The following is a 15,061-nucleotide window of genomic DNA, read 5'->3' as shown; positions in this document are numbered from 1 at the left end:
AAAAGTAGTAATAAAAAATCCGTCTCGTTCTGTTTTAACTTTTTAGAAACAGCGTCGGGACGGATTTTAAATATGTTTTTTAGAAAGTTATACTTTCATAATTTCGGCTTCTTTCAGAGCAAGAAGTTCGTCAATTTTTTTGATAAAACTATTCGTAAGATTTTGAACTTCTTCTTCAGCACTTTTGCAAACATCTTCTGAAGTTCCTTCTTTTTCTAGTTTCTTAATGTCAGTATTAGCATCTTTTCTGGCATTTCTGATTCCAATTTTAGCATCTTCGGCCTCAGCTTTAGCTTGTTTTGCTAACTCACGACGACGATCTTCTGTCAATGGCGGAACGCTAATAATGATTACATCACCGTTGTTCATTGGGTTAAACCCAAGATTAGCAATCATGATGGCTTTTTCAATAGTTTGCAACATACTTTTTTCAAAAGGCTGCAAAGTAATTGTTCTTGCATCAGGAACGCTAATTTTAGCCACCTGATTAAGTGCTGTAGAAGAACCGTAGTAATCTACAAAAACACTTCCCAGCATAGCAGGAGATGCTTTTCCAGCACGAATATTTAGAAATTCTTTTTCAAGGTGAGCAATAGAACCTTCCATAGATTCTTGCGTACTATCTAATATAAAATCAATTTCTTCAGTCATTTCTTTAATGTTTATAGTTTGTTGTTTATAGTTTGCTGTTGTTTTATTGTTCTGATTCAGATGTTGTCTTTCGGAATATTACTGAACTATAAACAATAAACTCAAAACCATAAACTATATATTTACTACAGTTCCTACGTTTTCGCCATCGCAGATTTTTTCCAGATTTCCGCTTTTATTCATGTCAAAAATAAGGATTGGTAATTTGTTTTCCTGGCTTAATGTAAATGCGGTAGTGTCCATTACATTTAAACCTTTTTTGATTACATCATCAAATGAAATAAAGTCAAATTTTACTGCCGAAGCATTTTTTTCAGGATCTGAATCGTAAACACCGTCAACGCGGGTTCCTTTTAGGATTACGTCGGCATTGATTTCGATTCCACGTAAAACAGCTGCTGTATCAGTTGTAAAATAAGGATTTCCGGTTCCGGCTCCAAAGATTACAATTCTTCCTTTTTCAAGGTGACGATCGGCTCTTCTTTTAATATATGGTTCTGCAATAGATTCCATTTTTAGGGCTGTTTGCAAACGTGTTTTCATTCCTTTTTCTTCCAGCGCACCTTGTAAAGCCATTCCGTTGATAACAGTAGCAAGCATTCCCATGTAATCTCCCTGTACTCTGTCCATGCCGTTGCTTGCTCCCGAAACTCCTCTAAAGATGTTTCCTCCACCAATAACGATAGCGATTTCTACTCCTTTGTCGTGAACTTTTTTGATTTCTTCAGCATATTCAGCTAATCTTACAGGATCTATTCCATATTGACGGTCTCCCATTAAAGCCTCACCGCTTAATTTTAGAAGAATTCTTTTGTATTTCATGTCTTTGTTTCGTTGATTGGTGCAAATATAGGGATATTCTTTTTTCCTGAAATAGCACGACTTAAAATTTATAAATTTTGTTTTGGTTTACGAATTTTGATATTACAACCTTAGTTTTAAAACCAGTAATTAGTTAGAATCTAATCCTAAAGACTCCTCAAAAAGCGTAACATCAATAGCGTTTTTTACATCGAAATCGCCAATTTTTGTTCGGCGTAAAACCGTTAAGTGCGAACCTGAATTCATGGCTTTTCCAAAATCGTAGGCTAGCGAACGGATGTAAGTTCCTTTGCTGCAAACTACTCTAAAATCGATTTCAGGAAGTGCAATTCGGGTAATTTCAAATTCGTGAATGGTAGTTTTTCTGCTCGCAATTTCTACTTCTTCGCCTGCACGGGCGTGTTCGTATAAACGTACACCGTCTTTTTTTATAGCAGAAAAAATAGGTGGTTTTTGATCTATTTCGCCTAAAAACTTTTTTACAGTTTCATGAATTAGAGCTTCATCAATATGTTCAGTTGGAAAAGTGGCATCGATTTCCGTTTCTAAATCATAGGATGGAGTAGTAGCTCCAATGTAAAACGTTCCTGTATATTCTTTGGCCTGACCCTGAAGTTCGGCAATTTTTTTGGTGAATTTTCCGGTGCAAATTAATAACAATCCCGTTGCCAGCGGATCTAAAGTTCCGGCATGACCAATTTTGAATTTTTTAGGAAGTCCAACTTTATTAATTAAAAGGTATTTTAATTTATTGACTGCCTGAAACGAACTCCATTTCAACGGTTTGTCTATTAGTAAAACTTGTCCTTCCAGGTATTCTTCGGGTGTCATTATATAATGCTAAGCGGGTGAATGAAAAAATGAATCAGTAATAAAATGATTCCGGCAATGATTCGGTAATAACCAAAAACTTTAAAACCATTTTTAGTCAAAAATCCAATGAAAGTTTTAATGGCTAAAAGTGCCACAATAAAAGCAACTACGTTTCCAATGATTAGTAAATTAGTCTGATCCTGAGATAATTCGAAACCTGCTTTGTAATAATCGTAGCATTTTTTTGCAGTCGCGCCTAACATTGTTGGAACTGCAAGAAAAAATGAAAATTCAGCAGCAGTTGTTCGGGTTAGTTTTTGAGACATTCCACCTACAATGCTGGCACCGCTTCGGGAAACTCCTGGAATCATTGCTAAACATTGGAATAATCCAATTTTTAAGGCTTGTAAGTAAGTGATTTCTTGTGAGTTTTCGGCTGAATTTGGATTGTTAAACCATTCGTCAACTTTCAATAAAATCAAACCTCCTATTAAAAGAGAAACCGCAACTGTAACGGGATTTTCTAATAAATCATCAATAATATCACTCAATAATAATCCTAAAACTACGGCTGGAATAAAAGCAACCAAAAGTTTAAAGTAAAAATCGAAAGTTTGAAAGAAACGTTTGAAATATAAAATAACAACTGATAGAATTGCTCCCAGCTGAATTACAATAGTAAAAAGTTTGGTGAAATCGTCTTGTGCTATTCCGTAAAAAGAAGAAGCGATAATCATGTGGCCTGTAGAAGAAACAGGTAGAAATTCAGTAATTCCTTCAATAATTGCCAGAACAATAGCCTGTAATGTGTTCATTTTATTTCTGATTTTAGAGTGTAGATTTTAGTTTCAATTTTACCAACTGAAAACTGCATTCTGAACACTGCAAACTATTTTTTAGGATTTTTAAGAATAGCATAAACGGTAATTCCGAAACCAATTAAAACCGTTGTAGGAGCTAATCGGATTCTTCTGAAATCAAAAATAGCATCGCTATAGACTTTAGGATCATCACTGCCTCCGCCTGACATTAGTATAAATCCAAGTGCAATTACCCCAATTCCAATTAATAGAATTTTATAATTGATTTTATCGAATAAGAATTCTTGTTTATCGTCTTTCATGTTTTTTATATTTTTAATTCTGCAATCTAAAATCTGCAATCTGAATTCTTAGATTAATAAAGATCGTCAGTTCTTAGATTTAAGAAACGTTGTGTTGCAAAGTGTGTGCTAATCCAAGGAATAAAAACACCAAATCCAAAAACAGCAGCAAAAACTAATACAATAAGTATTTTATCTTCCAGAATTCCTAAATCAGGGAAATTAGCATTGATGTAAGACAAAAGTCCGATTAATGCTAAAATCGCTAGTGCAGCTCCAAGCATTCCTAGTTTTACGCTTCGCATCACAAATGGTTTTCTGATAAACGATTTGGTCGCACCTACCATTTGCATGGTTTTAATGATAAAACGGTTAGAATAAATAGATAAACGAAGCGAACTATTAATCAATAATACAGCAATAAAGGTCAGGAATCCGCTGATAATTAAGATCCACATACTTACTTTGTTGATGTTATCGTTAACCATATTGACTAATTGTTTGTCATAAACAATATCCGAAATCATTTCGTTTTTACGTAAATCCTGTTCAATTTTAGCTACGCTGTCTTTTTCTACATAAGCCGCTTTGATATGGATATCATAAGAGTTTTGTAACGGATTTTCGCCAAGGAAAGTCAGGAAATCTTCACCAATAATATCCGTATGTTGTTTGGCAGCAGCTTCTTTACTTACATAAGAAATTGATCTTGCATAAGGTGCTTTTTTTATTTCGGTTCCAAATTGTTTCAGAATCGTATCATTGGCTTCATTTTTAAAGAAAACAGTCATGGCGATTTTTTCTTTAAAATCATTCGCTAATTTATTCGAATTAATAATAAAAAGCCCTAGTGTTCCCAGCAAAAATAAAACTAAGAAGATACTTAAAACTACCGAAAAATAAGAGGAAATTAACCTGCGTTTTTGAAACTTATCAAATGAAGAACTCATAGTTTATTTTAATTATGGGGTAAAAATAATAAAGAATTTCTTTATATGAAGTTAATAACGGTCAAAGTTTTAACTTTCGTACTATAAAACAGTACTTTTAAAAAGATTAATCGATTTTTGTAAGGATAGGATTGAAAGCTTTTGAAGCAATTAATACTTTGTTGCCAATGTTTAGATTCTGAATTCCTTCTTCCATTGCAATTATTTTAACCACATTATTGCCAATTAAAACAGCTACGATGTAAATGAAATTCTCTTTTTCGATTTTTAAAATTTCGCCCACAAATTGAAATTTACCGCTTACTAAGCGGCTCGAAAAAACCTCATTTGCAGTTCCATGTTTGCTTATTTTTCCGTTTTCCAATACAATCACTTTGTCTGACATTTTATAAATTTCGGCAATATCATGACTGACTAAAATAGTGGTAAGCTTGTATTTTCGATGTGCCTGAATAATGTAATCCTGTAGTTTGACACGCATTTCGTTATCCACTGCCGATAAGGGTTCGTCCAGTAATAAAATTTGAGGTTTTTGTACCAAGGCTCTTGCCAGCGCCACTCTTTGTTTTTGTCCGCCTGATAATTGCGCCGGTTTTTGATGTTGCAATTGAGTGAGTTCCATTAATTCTAGTAATTCTTCGATAATGGATTGATCCTGTCCTTTTTCGAGTGCATATTTTAGATTTTCTCTTACGCTCATATTTGGAAACAGAGCATAATCCTGAAAAACATAGGCAATTTTTCGTTTTTGCGGAGCAAGAAGGATTTTTTTATCAGTATCAAGCCAGGTTGAATTATCTACTGTGATTTTTCCCTGATCAGTTTCTGATAAACCCGAAAGTATTCTTAAAGTAGTTGTTTTTCCTGAACCTGATGCGCCGTATAAGGTCACAAATTCATTTTCTTTGATTTCGAAATCAAGATCTAAAAGAATTTCGCCCGATGCTGACTGGAGTTTCTTTTGGATTTTTAGAGTAATCATTGCAATAAATTGGTTTTACTAAAACGATGATTAATACTGTAAACACACAAAAGCACTATAAAAGCAAAGGCAAATAAAATGCCTGCATACACATTAGCATTGTGGTAATTCATAGCCTGCACTTCGTCATAAATAGCTATCGAAACGACTTTGGTTTCGCTGGGAATACTTCCGCCCACCATTAAAATTACTCCAAATTCACCAATAGTATGGGCAAATGTTAATACAATTCCAGTAAGAATGGCTTTTTTAATATTGGGAATCAAAATTTTAAAAAAAGTTTCGATTTTGCTTTTTCCTAACAAAAAAGAAGCTTCAATTAGTGATTTTGAAAGCGATTTAAAGCCATTTTGAATGGGCTGCACCATAAAAGGCAAACTGTATAAAACCGATGCAATGACTAATCCCGGAAACGTAAAAACCAGGCGAATGTCAAAATACTGATCGAGAAATTTTCCAAAAGCATTTTCGGGACTAAAAGCTAATAATAGATAAAACCCTAAAACTGATGGAGGTAAAACCAGTGGCAAACTCACTACGGCTTCGATAATTACTTTTGCTTTCCACTTACTGTAAGTTAACCAATACGCCAGAGGTAAACTGAGTACTAACAATATTGTTGTGGTACAAAATGCTAGTTTTAGCGTGAGATATATGGGTTCGAAATCAATCATGAGTAGCCAAACTTATTTCATTTGTTTTTATCATCGCCTGTACCAAATCGTTTTCCTGAATGTCGAGTTGGTCAAAAGCATTTCGGGTAATAACCGAAGCTATTCTGGTATTTTGAAATTTTAAAATGATTTTGCAAAGCAACTTTCCTTTTTCGAAAGAATGAACGCTGCAATCTAATTTATTTTGAAGACTGATTGTTCCCGAAAATGCTTTCGCCAGAACCACTTCAGTTTCTTTGAATAGAATTTTTACGCTGTTTCCAATAGCTAAATATCCAGCACTTTCGGGCGTGTCAATTACAATAGAAGTAATCGGGCAATTTTGCACCATCACTTTTACTAGGGACAAAGAGCCTTCAGTTTTTATTTCGGATATTTTGCCTTCTAATAGGTTCATTTTGTTGATTGTATGGGCTTAACATGTTTAAAAAAAACGATTTTACTGGTAATTGTGTGAAAGAAAAAGATTTAAACCATTAAGTTAGTGAAGAGATTTAAGAGTACTGTAAGCCTAAATTTTCTTCACTAACTTAATGGTAAAAAAAGTTTCATATATTTCCAATAAAACCCAAAAAAATTATTTTTGAGAATAGCCGTAATATTTTAAAATTGCTTTTGCTTTATCCGATGAAATATAATCATAAAATTTTAAAGCAGTTGCATTTCCTTTACCGTGTTTTAAAATCACACAACCTTGTTCTAACGGAGCATGATTTTCCTGCGGAATCACATAATATTTACCTCGTTCTTTTTTCATTGCCGGAGACAAAGCATCAGATAAGGCAATAATCCCAATATCGGCAGCACCAAAAGCAACAAATTGTGCAGTTTGTGCGATGTTTTCGCCAAAAACCAGATTGGTTTTTACGCTGTTGTAAATTTTATTTCGGCGTAAACTTTCTAGCGCTTTTGCTCCGTAAGGCGCCGTGATAGGATTAGCAATCGAAATTTTCTTCACTTTTGGATCCAATAATGAATTCATTTTTTGAATGTTCGGATCTATTTTTTTACTCCAGATAGCAAGTCGGCCAATGGCATATAATTTTACAGTTGAAATGGCAAAACGGGTTTCTTTTAACTTGGTTGGGAAACCCATATCGGCAGAGAAAAACACATCAAATGGCGCTCCATTAGCAATTTGCTCATAAAATTTCCCCGAAGCTCCGTACGAAATCTGGATATTATCAGCAGGATATTTTTGCTTGTAAGTTTTAGCAATCGAATCCATCGCTGTTTTCATATTGGCAGCAACAACAATCATTGTTTTTTCCTGAGCAAAAAAAGTGGTTGAACTTAAGAGTACAAGAAAGAATAATAAGGATTTTATATTTTTTAGCATCGAATGTATAGTAGTTGTTATTTGGAAAAATTAAATAAATCGGGTTTGAAAGTGATCATGACATAACTCCAGATAGGAACAATCGAACTGCTTCCGTTTTTTAGTGTTTCCATACTTTTTTCGGCAGCCATATAGGAGAATCCAAAATCAATGCTGGTGAAATCATTGTATTTGTATTTTAGGGACAAATCATTTTCGAAACCTAAATAAGGATTAATTGTATTGCCTAAATCGTTTTTTATTTTGTTTCCTAAATAGAATAAATGAAAATCAGAACGAACAGCTAGTTTTTTATTCCATTGGTAAAGAAAAAATAAATAGGGATTGAACAAACCTCCTTTTTTGACATCATTAGGAAACGAAGTAAAATAATCCATATTTCCCATAAATCGCCAGGCTACACCATATAATGGAACAAATGATTTAGAGATATCACTTGCTTTTTCGGTGTTTTCACCGCTGATGAATTCGCCACCTAAACGAGTTGTTAATTTGTTTGTTCGAAGTTGAATTTCGGGCTGAAAATAATAAGCCGAAATATGTTCTCGGGTTTGCAATTGCCCAAATTGATAATAACCACTAACAGTTGCATACAAGTTACCTCTTTCATACTCTAAACGTCCACCTGTGGTTGCTCTGGCGTACATAGTTCCGCTGTAAGTTTTACTCTGGTAGCCATCGACAGCATTGATGGTGGTTAGCGAAAAATGTTCGTTCAGTCTGGCTTTTAGATAATGTATATTTAGTAATTTATAATTAGTAAAAGTGGTGGGAGAAAATTCAGTATCAAAAATACGTTCTGAAGTTTGATTGAAAGAACCTATAAGTTCCGAATGAATGCTGTTACTGTTGAAAATAATATTTACTGCATCATGAGCTCTTCCAGCCTGACTCCAGTTGGCTGCTGAGAAAAGTCTACCATTGTCTAATTCTATTTTTTGTCGTCCTAATTTTACTGAAAAAGCACCAGAAATAGAAGTTTCGGCATAGGCTTCAAACACATTTAAAGAACCAGCCGTTGATGTTTGACCGTATTGTCCCCACACGCGAATGTCCTGAATAGAAGTGTGGAATTTGAATTTGGGCTGGCTATAATTAAAATACAATCTACTTCTGTGTGTTCCAAAAAAAGCCGCTTTGTTTTCACTGGTTCTTAATTCTCTGTAACCATCCCGATATTCTGCTCGGGGCCTGAATTCTAATCCAATCGAAAAGTTTTTGTTTTCTGAATTTACTTTTTGTTTAAAAACATTTAAAACACTTAAAGAATCCGCTTCACGTTGCGTAATGATCTTTTTTTCGAGTAATAATTGGGTAAGGTTGCTGTCTATTTGTGCCAATAGCGAACTACTGGAAAATAAAGTAAGCATTGTAATTACAAGGGTATAAAACGTATTTTTAGTTTTTTTCATCAGAATAAGTGACCATTATGAAATGATTGTCTTTTTAAACTAGTTTAGAAAGACAATCATTTTCAAGCATTTAATTTTTTGCAAATATAGTCTGTTTTTTTAGTTATTTTACTTTATGTATTTCAACTGATTATGGCTCAATTTATCAATAATAGTTGTTGGTTTTTTTCTATATGTTTTAAAATGAATACTGCTAAATAAAAAAGCTAGAACTTTAGATTTCGAGTTTCTTTTTCAGCAAAATCTTTAATGCGTTTTTCGATTTCGTAAAAAGTGGCAATGGCTTTTTCTCCAGCTTCAGTCAATCGGGCACCACCTCCGCCTTTTCCACCAAGGAGTTTTTCGACTAGCGGACTTTCGGCACGTTGGTTCATTTCTTCCACTAATTGCCAGGCTTGGCGGTAAGCCATTTTCATTTCTTTGGCAGCATTAGTAATCGAACCTGTTTTGCGAATGTTTTCGAGTAGCCAGATTTTACCAATACCTAAAAAAGGACCTTCAGTCTCTTCAATCCAAAGACGAACTTCAATTTTATACTTTTTGCTAGTTGTCATAAGTATGTTTTCTAAAACATAGCGCAAACATACGTATTTTTACTTAGTAAAAATGTTTTTTATGATTTTTTTTTATTGTAAATAAATTATTTTCGTAGCCCGCACAATAAATGTAAATTTGCCAACTGAAAATCAAGTGAGAAAACCTTAGAAACTTTGCAACTTTGCAACTTTGAAACTTTGAAATGAAATACAATCCGAACGAAATTGAAGCCAAATGGCAAAAATACTGGGCTGATAATAAAACTTTTGCTGCCGAAAACAATTCAGCTAAACCAAAACATTACGTTTTAGATATGTTTCCTTATCCTTCGGGAGCAGGATTGCACGTGGGACATCCGCTGGGTTATATTGCTTCGGACGTGTATTCTCGTTTTAAAAGACATCAGGGTTTTAATGTTTTGCACCCAATGGGTTATGATAGTTTTGGATTGCCAGCGGAACAATATGCTATTCAGACTGGGCAACGTCCGGAAGATACTACCCGCGTGAATATTGACGGCGGCGTGGATAAAGAAGGAAACCAAATTGCAGGTTATAGAAAGCAATTAGATAAAATAGGATTCTCATTTGATTGGGACAGAGAAGTTAGAACTTCAAATCCGGATTATTACAAACATACACAATGGATTTTTATCCAATTATTCAATTCCTGGTACAATAAAAATTCAGATAAGGCCGAAGATATTTCGACTTTGATTTCGATTTTCGAAAAAGAAGGAAATGCTAATGTGAATGCTGTTTGCGATGATAATATAGAAGCTTTTTCATCTGAAGAATGGAATGCTTTCGCAAAAGAAAAGCAAGAGAAAATCTTGTTGCAATACAGACTGACTTATCTGGCAGAAACCGAAGTAAACTGGTGTCCGGGATTAGGAACGGTTTTAGCAAATGACGAAATCATCAATGGCGTTTCAGAGCGTGGTGGATTTCCGGTTGTTCGTAAAAAAATGACACAATGGAGTATGCGAATTTCTGCTTATGCGGAACGTTTACTTCAAGGATTAAATGATATTGACTGGAGTGAAAGTATTAAAGAATCACAAAGAAACTGGATTGGAAAATCAGTTGGGGCTATGGTTACTTTTAAAGTTAGAAGTCAGGAGTTAGAAGTTAGAAGTGAGGAATTGCAGATTGACGTTTTCACTACTCGTCCTGATACCATCTTCGGAGTAACATTTATGACTTTGGCGCCGGAACACGAATTGGTAGCTCAAATCACAACTCCTGAACAAAAAGAAGCTGTTGAAGCTTATATTGAAAAAACAGCTAAACGTTCTGAACGTGAGCGTATGGCGGATGTAAAAACAATTTCTGGAGTTTTCACTGGAGCTTATGCTGAACATCCGTTTACTAAGGAAGCGATTCCGGTTTGGATTGGGGATTATGTTTTGGCTGGTTACGGAACAGGTGCTGTAATGGCGGTTCCTTGTGGCGATGAAAGAGATTATGCTTTTGCTAATTTCTTTAAAGGAACTAATGGAATGCCTCCGATTAAGAACATTTTTGATAAAGACATTTCGGAAGCAGCTTTTGGAACTAAAGAAGGATTTCAATTAGTAGATTCTGATTTCTTAAATGGCTTAAATTATAAAACAGGAACTCAAAAAGTTATTGAGGAGCTGACAAAAATAAACCAAGGTTATGGTAAAGTAAATTACCGTTTGCGTGATGCGGTTTTCTCCCGCCAAAGATATTGGGGAGAACCATTTCCGGTGTATTATGTGAATGGTTTGCCACAGATGATTGATGCGCAACATTTGCCAATTATTTTGCCGGAAGTAGAAAAATATTTACCAACTGAAGACGGTTTACCTCCATTAGGAAACGCTGCAGTTTGGGCTTGGGACACAGTTCAGAATAAAGTTGTCAATACAGATTTAGTTGACAATACTACTATTTTTCTTTTAGAATTAAATACTATGCCAGGTTGGGCGGGAAGTTCATGGTACTGGATGCGTTATATGGATGCTGGAAATGAGAATGAATTTGCATCGGCAGAAGCATTGAAATATTGGGAATCTGTGGATTTATATATTGGCGGAAGCGAGCACGCAACAGGTCACTTGTTGTATTCCCGTTTTTGGAACAAATTCTTAAAAGACAAAGGTTTTGCTCCAACAGAAGAACCATTCAAAAAACTGATTAATCAGGGAATGATTTTGGGAACGAGTGCTTTTGTTTATAGATTGGAAGGTACAAACACATTTGTTTCTAAAAACAAAATTGAGGGACAATCGGTTCAGCCAATTCACGCTGATGTTTCAATGGTTAATTCTTCTGATGAATTAGATATTGAAGCTTTTAAAAATTGGAGAGAAGATTATAAAGATGCTGAATTCATTTTAGATGAAAACGGTAAATACATTGTAGGCCGCGAAGTCGAAAAAATGTCGAAATCTAAATACAATGTCGTAACACCAGATAACATTTGTGCTGAATACGGTGCTGATACTTTGCGTTTATACGAAATGTTCTTAGGTCCATTAGAGCAGGCAAAACCCTGGAATACGGCTGGAATTTCAGGAGTTTTTGGTTTCCTTAAAAAATTATGGCGTTTGTATTTTGATGATAATGGTTTAATCGTAAACAACGACGAACCAACAAAAGACAACTTGAAATCATTACATAAAACCATCAAGAAAGTTTCAGAAGATATTGAGAATTTCTCTTTCAATACTTCGGTTTCTCAATTTATGATTTGTGTAAACGAATTGTCTTCTCAAAACTGTCATTCAAGAGCAATTTTGGAACCGTTAGCAATTGTGATTTCATCTTATGCGCCGCATATTGCCGAGGAATTATGGTTAGCATTGAAAGATTTAAAAATTGAAGAATTAAAAGATTACAAAGGAATTTCGCAAGAGCCATTCCCAGTTTTTGAAGAAAAACATTTAGTAGAATCAGAAAAAGAATATCCGGTTTCGTTTAACGGAAAAATGCGTTTTACTATCAATTTGCCTTTGGATTTAACTAAAGAACAAATCGAAGAAATCGTAATGAAAGATGAAAGAACCCAAAAACAATTAGACGGTAGAACGCCTAACAAGGTGATTATTGTTCCGGGGAAAATTATCAACCTAGTAGGTTAATTTCAATTTCAAAATTCAATAGCAATGATGATGATGAAGTAAGATAATTAAAATTCAATATTCTAAAATTCCAAATTCCAATTGTCGCACTGAGCTTGTCGAAGTGTTATTGGAATTTGGAATTTTTATTTTTTGAAATTGTTATTGATTCTTGCCATTGCTATTGATTTTTTGAAATTGCCATTGCCATTGAAATTGTATTTTTTTTAACAGCTGTCAAATTGACATTTTTGTAAATTGGTTTAGAATTTGTTGATTCTGATTTATAAATTAGAAACAAAAAAATAAAAAAATATGGGAAGTGGTTATTTAATTCTGGCTGGTGCAATTATGTTGTTCAGTTGGTTAGTAAGTTCGAGGTTAAAGAGCAAGTTTGAGCATTATTCGCAGTTGCATTTGCAAAATAATATGAGTGGTGCTGAAATTGCTGAGAAAATGTTGGCAGATAATGGAATTCGTGATGTACGTGTGATTTCGACTCCGGGGCGTTTGACAGATCATTATAATCCGCTGGATAAAACGGTTAATTTGAGTGAGGCGGTATATAATGAGCGCAATGCGGCTGCGGCTGCTGTAGCGGCGCATGAATGCGGTCACGCAGTACAACACGCGGTAGGTTACGAATGGTTAACTATGCGTTCTAAATTAGTGCCGTTTGTAAATGTAGCGTCAAGCTTTATGCAATGGATTTTATTAGCCGGAATTATTATGCTGAAAACTTTTCCGCAATTATTACTTATAGGGATTATTTTGTTTGCTGCGACAACGGTATTTTCGATAGTGACTTTACCTGTAGAATATGATGCCAGTAATCGTGCTTTGGCCTGGTTAAAAAATAAAAATATGCTTAATCCTGCTGAATACGCTGGTGCCGAAGATTCTTTAAAATGGGCAGCCAGAACTTATGTAGTAGCGGCTTTAGGTTCTATTGCTACATTATTGTATTATCTTTCAATTTATTTAGGAGGAAACAGAAGGAACTAACAATAGCAAAAATCAATTTCAATATTCAATGGTAATTAGAATAATGCCTGTTGAGGAGAAATAGGTATTAAAATAAAAAATCCAAATCCCAGTTAATAACAATTATTGGAATTTGGATTTTTTTATTGAAATTGAATTTTGCAATTGGTATTGCAATTCAGTTAATTATTTAGTTTTGTTGGCTTCGGCAACATATTTTTCAAGTGCCATAGTCATAGAAGGTGTTCCTGGAGCTGGAGCCATAATATCAACTCTTAATCCGTGGTCTAAAGCTTCTTTTTGAGTTGTAGGTCCAAAAACAGCAATTCTGGTGTTGTTTTGCTCGAAATCAGGGAAGTTTTTATATAATGACTTAATTCCTGTTGGACTAAAGAAAGCTAAGACATCATAATAAACATCTGCTAAATCAGATAAATCACTCATTACTGTTCTGTAAAAAGTAGCTTGTGTCCAGTCTACTTTTAAACTATTTAAAGTTTGTGGAGCATCAGCATTTAATTGATCAGAAGCTGGTAATAAGAATTTTTCGTCTTTGTATTTTTTGATTAGCGGAGATAAATCGGCAAAATCTTTTGCGCCAACATAAATCTTGCGTTTTCTATATACTACATATTTTTGCAAATAGAAAGCTACTGCTTCTGACTGACAAAAATATTTTAAACCTTCAGGAACTTTAAAGCGCATTTCTTCAGCCACTCTAAAAAAGTGGTCAACAGCATTTCTACTCGTTAAAATAATTGCAGAATAGTTGTTGAGGTCAATTTTTTGAAGTCTAATTTCCTTCGCGCTAACGCCTTCTATATGTATAAAAGGGCGGAAATCAATTTTGATTTTATGTTTCTGTTGGAGTTCAAAGTAAGGAGAGTTCTCTACTTTAGGCTCTGGTTGCGATACCAAAATTGTTTTGACTTTCATATTGTAACATTTTCTAAGCGCTCCCTTTTGTAAACAAATAATACATGAAAAAATAAGGAGCTATTTCGAGAGTGCAAAGATATAAAATAAAATAAAACAACTTACTGAATATTAAACTTTGATATTTTTTTATTGAAAGGGAGTAAGTTATAACGCTGAGACCAAGTATAATACTGATTATTGCAATAGGAATATTCTGTGATACAGTGTTATAGTAAAACAAAAGTATGTTGACAGGTAAAATAATAAGTCCGATATAAGTTCGGTAAGTGATTTTTTGAAGGTTGAATTGCTCCATAAATTCTTCAATATTGAAGGTAGTGGCAATAATTTTTTCGACCAAATACTTTGATAAAATGAAAAAGATGAGCAGTGTAATAATTTGTATGTATAAAAGCCAGTCGGTTTTTGAAGCATAACCAAAAATACTCAATGAAATTTGGATAAAAAAAGCAAACGAAATGACCTGTACAAAGAACAACGAAATAGTAAAACTGCTCTTAAGCTGATTACTATCACGATACACTTTTGAATATTTATCTGAGAAAATAAGATTGATAAAATCGCCAAATCGATTGCCATAAATTGCTCTTGTAAAAGCAATAATAGCAAAGGCTAAAACAAATAAAACGGTTGCCCAGTCTTTGTTTTCGGTAATTCTCGGAAGTAGGAGATATTCTGTCATAACGAAAGCAAAATTAGTAAAATTTTATTTCAATATTTTTATTATAGTATTATTATGAATCAAATGGTATAAAAAGCGTTACTTTT

16 protein-coding genes are annotated in these 15,061 nt (G+C 34.1%); 2 read left to right on the top strand and 14 right to left on the bottom strand.

Annotated features, from left to right (window positions below; genetic code table 11):
• Positions 1–87: 87 nt before the first annotated feature.
• The 12 genes from frr to FEM21_RS08265 form a co-directional block, all read right to left on the bottom strand.
• Positions 88–651 carry a ribosome recycling factor gene (gene frr, locus FEM21_RS08320; protein ID WP_035659474.1) on the bottom strand — a complete coding sequence of 188 codons (564 nt, stop codon included), beginning with the start codon at positions 649–651 and terminating at the stop codon, positions 88–90.
• Positions 652–765: 114 nt separating this feature from the next.
• Positions 766–1,473 (bottom strand): UMP kinase, encoded by a 708-nt coding sequence (gene pyrH / locus FEM21_RS08315; RefSeq protein ID WP_035659473.1) that lies wholly within the window; start codon positions 1,471–1,473, stop codon positions 766–768.
• 129 nt (positions 1,474–1,602) lie between these two features.
• On the bottom strand, positions 1,603–2,304 hold the full coding sequence (truB, locus tag FEM21_RS08310) for a tRNA pseudouridine(55) synthase TruB (RefSeq protein WP_035659471.1): 702 nt from the start codon (positions 2,302–2,304) through the stop codon (positions 1,603–1,605).
• On the bottom strand, positions 2,304–3,101 hold the full coding sequence (locus FEM21_RS08305; protein ID WP_035659470.1) for an undecaprenyl-diphosphate phosphatase: 798 nt from the start codon (positions 3,099–3,101) through the stop codon (positions 2,304–2,306). The genes truB and FEM21_RS08305 overlap by 1 nt, the downstream gene beginning before the upstream one ends.
• Positions 3,102–3,175: 74 nt before the next feature.
• Entirely contained in the window at positions 3,176–3,409 is a 234-nt protein-coding gene (locus FEM21_RS08300) for a DUF3098 domain-containing protein (RefSeq protein ID WP_035659468.1), read from the bottom strand.
• 53 nt (positions 3,410–3,462) lie between these two features.
• Positions 3,463–4,338 (bottom strand): cell division protein FtsX, encoded by an 876-nt coding sequence (locus tag FEM21_RS08295; RefSeq protein ID WP_035659467.1) that lies wholly within the window; start codon positions 4,336–4,338, stop codon positions 3,463–3,465.
• 106 nt (positions 4,339–4,444) lie between these two features.
• Positions 4,445–5,320 carry an ABC transporter ATP-binding protein gene (locus FEM21_RS08290; protein WP_035659466.1) on the bottom strand — a complete coding sequence of 292 codons (876 nt, stop codon included), beginning with the start codon at positions 5,318–5,320 and terminating at the stop codon, positions 4,445–4,447.
• Positions 5,317–5,994, bottom strand: a complete 678-nt coding sequence (modB, locus tag FEM21_RS08285) for a molybdate ABC transporter permease subunit (RefSeq protein ID WP_201448284.1) — start codon at positions 5,992–5,994, stop codon at positions 5,317–5,319. The genes FEM21_RS08290 and modB overlap by 4 nt, the downstream gene beginning before the upstream one ends.
• Entirely contained in the window at positions 5,987–6,391 is a 405-nt protein-coding gene (locus FEM21_RS08280; protein ID WP_035659465.1) for a TOBE domain-containing protein, read from the bottom strand. The genes modB and FEM21_RS08280 overlap by 8 nt, the downstream gene beginning before the upstream one ends.
• Positions 6,392–6,571: 180 nt before the next feature.
• The gene (modA, locus tag FEM21_RS08275) at positions 6,572–7,333 is read right to left on the bottom strand and encodes a molybdate ABC transporter substrate-binding protein (RefSeq protein WP_035659463.1); all 762 of its coding nucleotides are present in this window, start codon (positions 7,331–7,333) and stop codon (positions 6,572–6,574) included.
• A 17-nt stretch (positions 7,334–7,350) separates the two neighbouring features.
• Positions 7,351–8,745 carry an alginate export family protein gene (locus tag FEM21_RS08270; RefSeq protein WP_051627534.1) on the bottom strand — a complete coding sequence of 465 codons (1,395 nt, stop codon included), beginning with the start codon at positions 8,743–8,745 and terminating at the stop codon, positions 7,351–7,353.
• A gap of 206 nt (positions 8,746–8,951) precedes the next feature.
• Positions 8,952–9,299: a winged helix-turn-helix domain-containing protein gene (locus FEM21_RS08265; RefSeq protein WP_035659461.1), complete on the bottom strand. Its 348-nt coding sequence runs from the start codon at positions 9,297–9,299 to the stop codon at positions 8,952–8,954.
• A gap of 185 nt (positions 9,300–9,484) precedes the next feature.
• Between FEM21_RS08265 and leuS the strand changes: the two genes are divergently transcribed.
• Together leuS and FEM21_RS08255 are read left to right on the top strand one after the other, a co-directional pair.
• Positions 9,485–12,391, top strand: a complete 2,907-nt coding sequence (gene leuS / locus FEM21_RS08260; protein ID WP_035659459.1) for a leucine--tRNA ligase — start codon at positions 9,485–9,487, stop codon at positions 12,389–12,391.
• 294 nt (positions 12,392–12,685) lie between these two features.
• Positions 12,686–13,375 (top strand): zinc metallopeptidase, encoded by a 690-nt coding sequence (locus FEM21_RS08255; RefSeq protein WP_035659457.1) that lies wholly within the window; start codon positions 12,686–12,688, stop codon positions 13,373–13,375.
• 165 nt (positions 13,376–13,540) lie between these two features.
• Here FEM21_RS08255 and FEM21_RS08250 read toward each other — a convergent pair whose 3' ends face one another.
• The gene (locus FEM21_RS08250) at positions 13,541–14,290 is read right to left on the bottom strand and encodes a uroporphyrinogen-III synthase (protein ID WP_035659456.1); all 750 of its coding nucleotides are present in this window, start codon (positions 14,288–14,290) and stop codon (positions 13,541–13,543) included.
• A gap of 13 nt (positions 14,291–14,303) precedes the next feature.
• Complete coding sequence (locus FEM21_RS08245; RefSeq protein ID WP_035659455.1) at positions 14,304–14,975, bottom strand: DUF4271 domain-containing protein; 672 nt, start codon at positions 14,973–14,975, stop codon at positions 14,304–14,306.
• Between the last annotated feature and the right edge of the window lie 86 nt (positions 14,976–15,061).

It is taken from the genome of Flavobacterium seoulense (genome assembly GCF_000695795.1).
In the GTDB taxonomy this organism is placed as follows: Bacteria; Bacteroidota; Bacteroidia; order Flavobacteriales; family Flavobacteriaceae; genus Flavobacterium; species Flavobacterium seoulense.
Note: the sequence above shows the minus strand (reverse complement) of the source record. Positions and strands in the feature narration are given on the sequence as shown.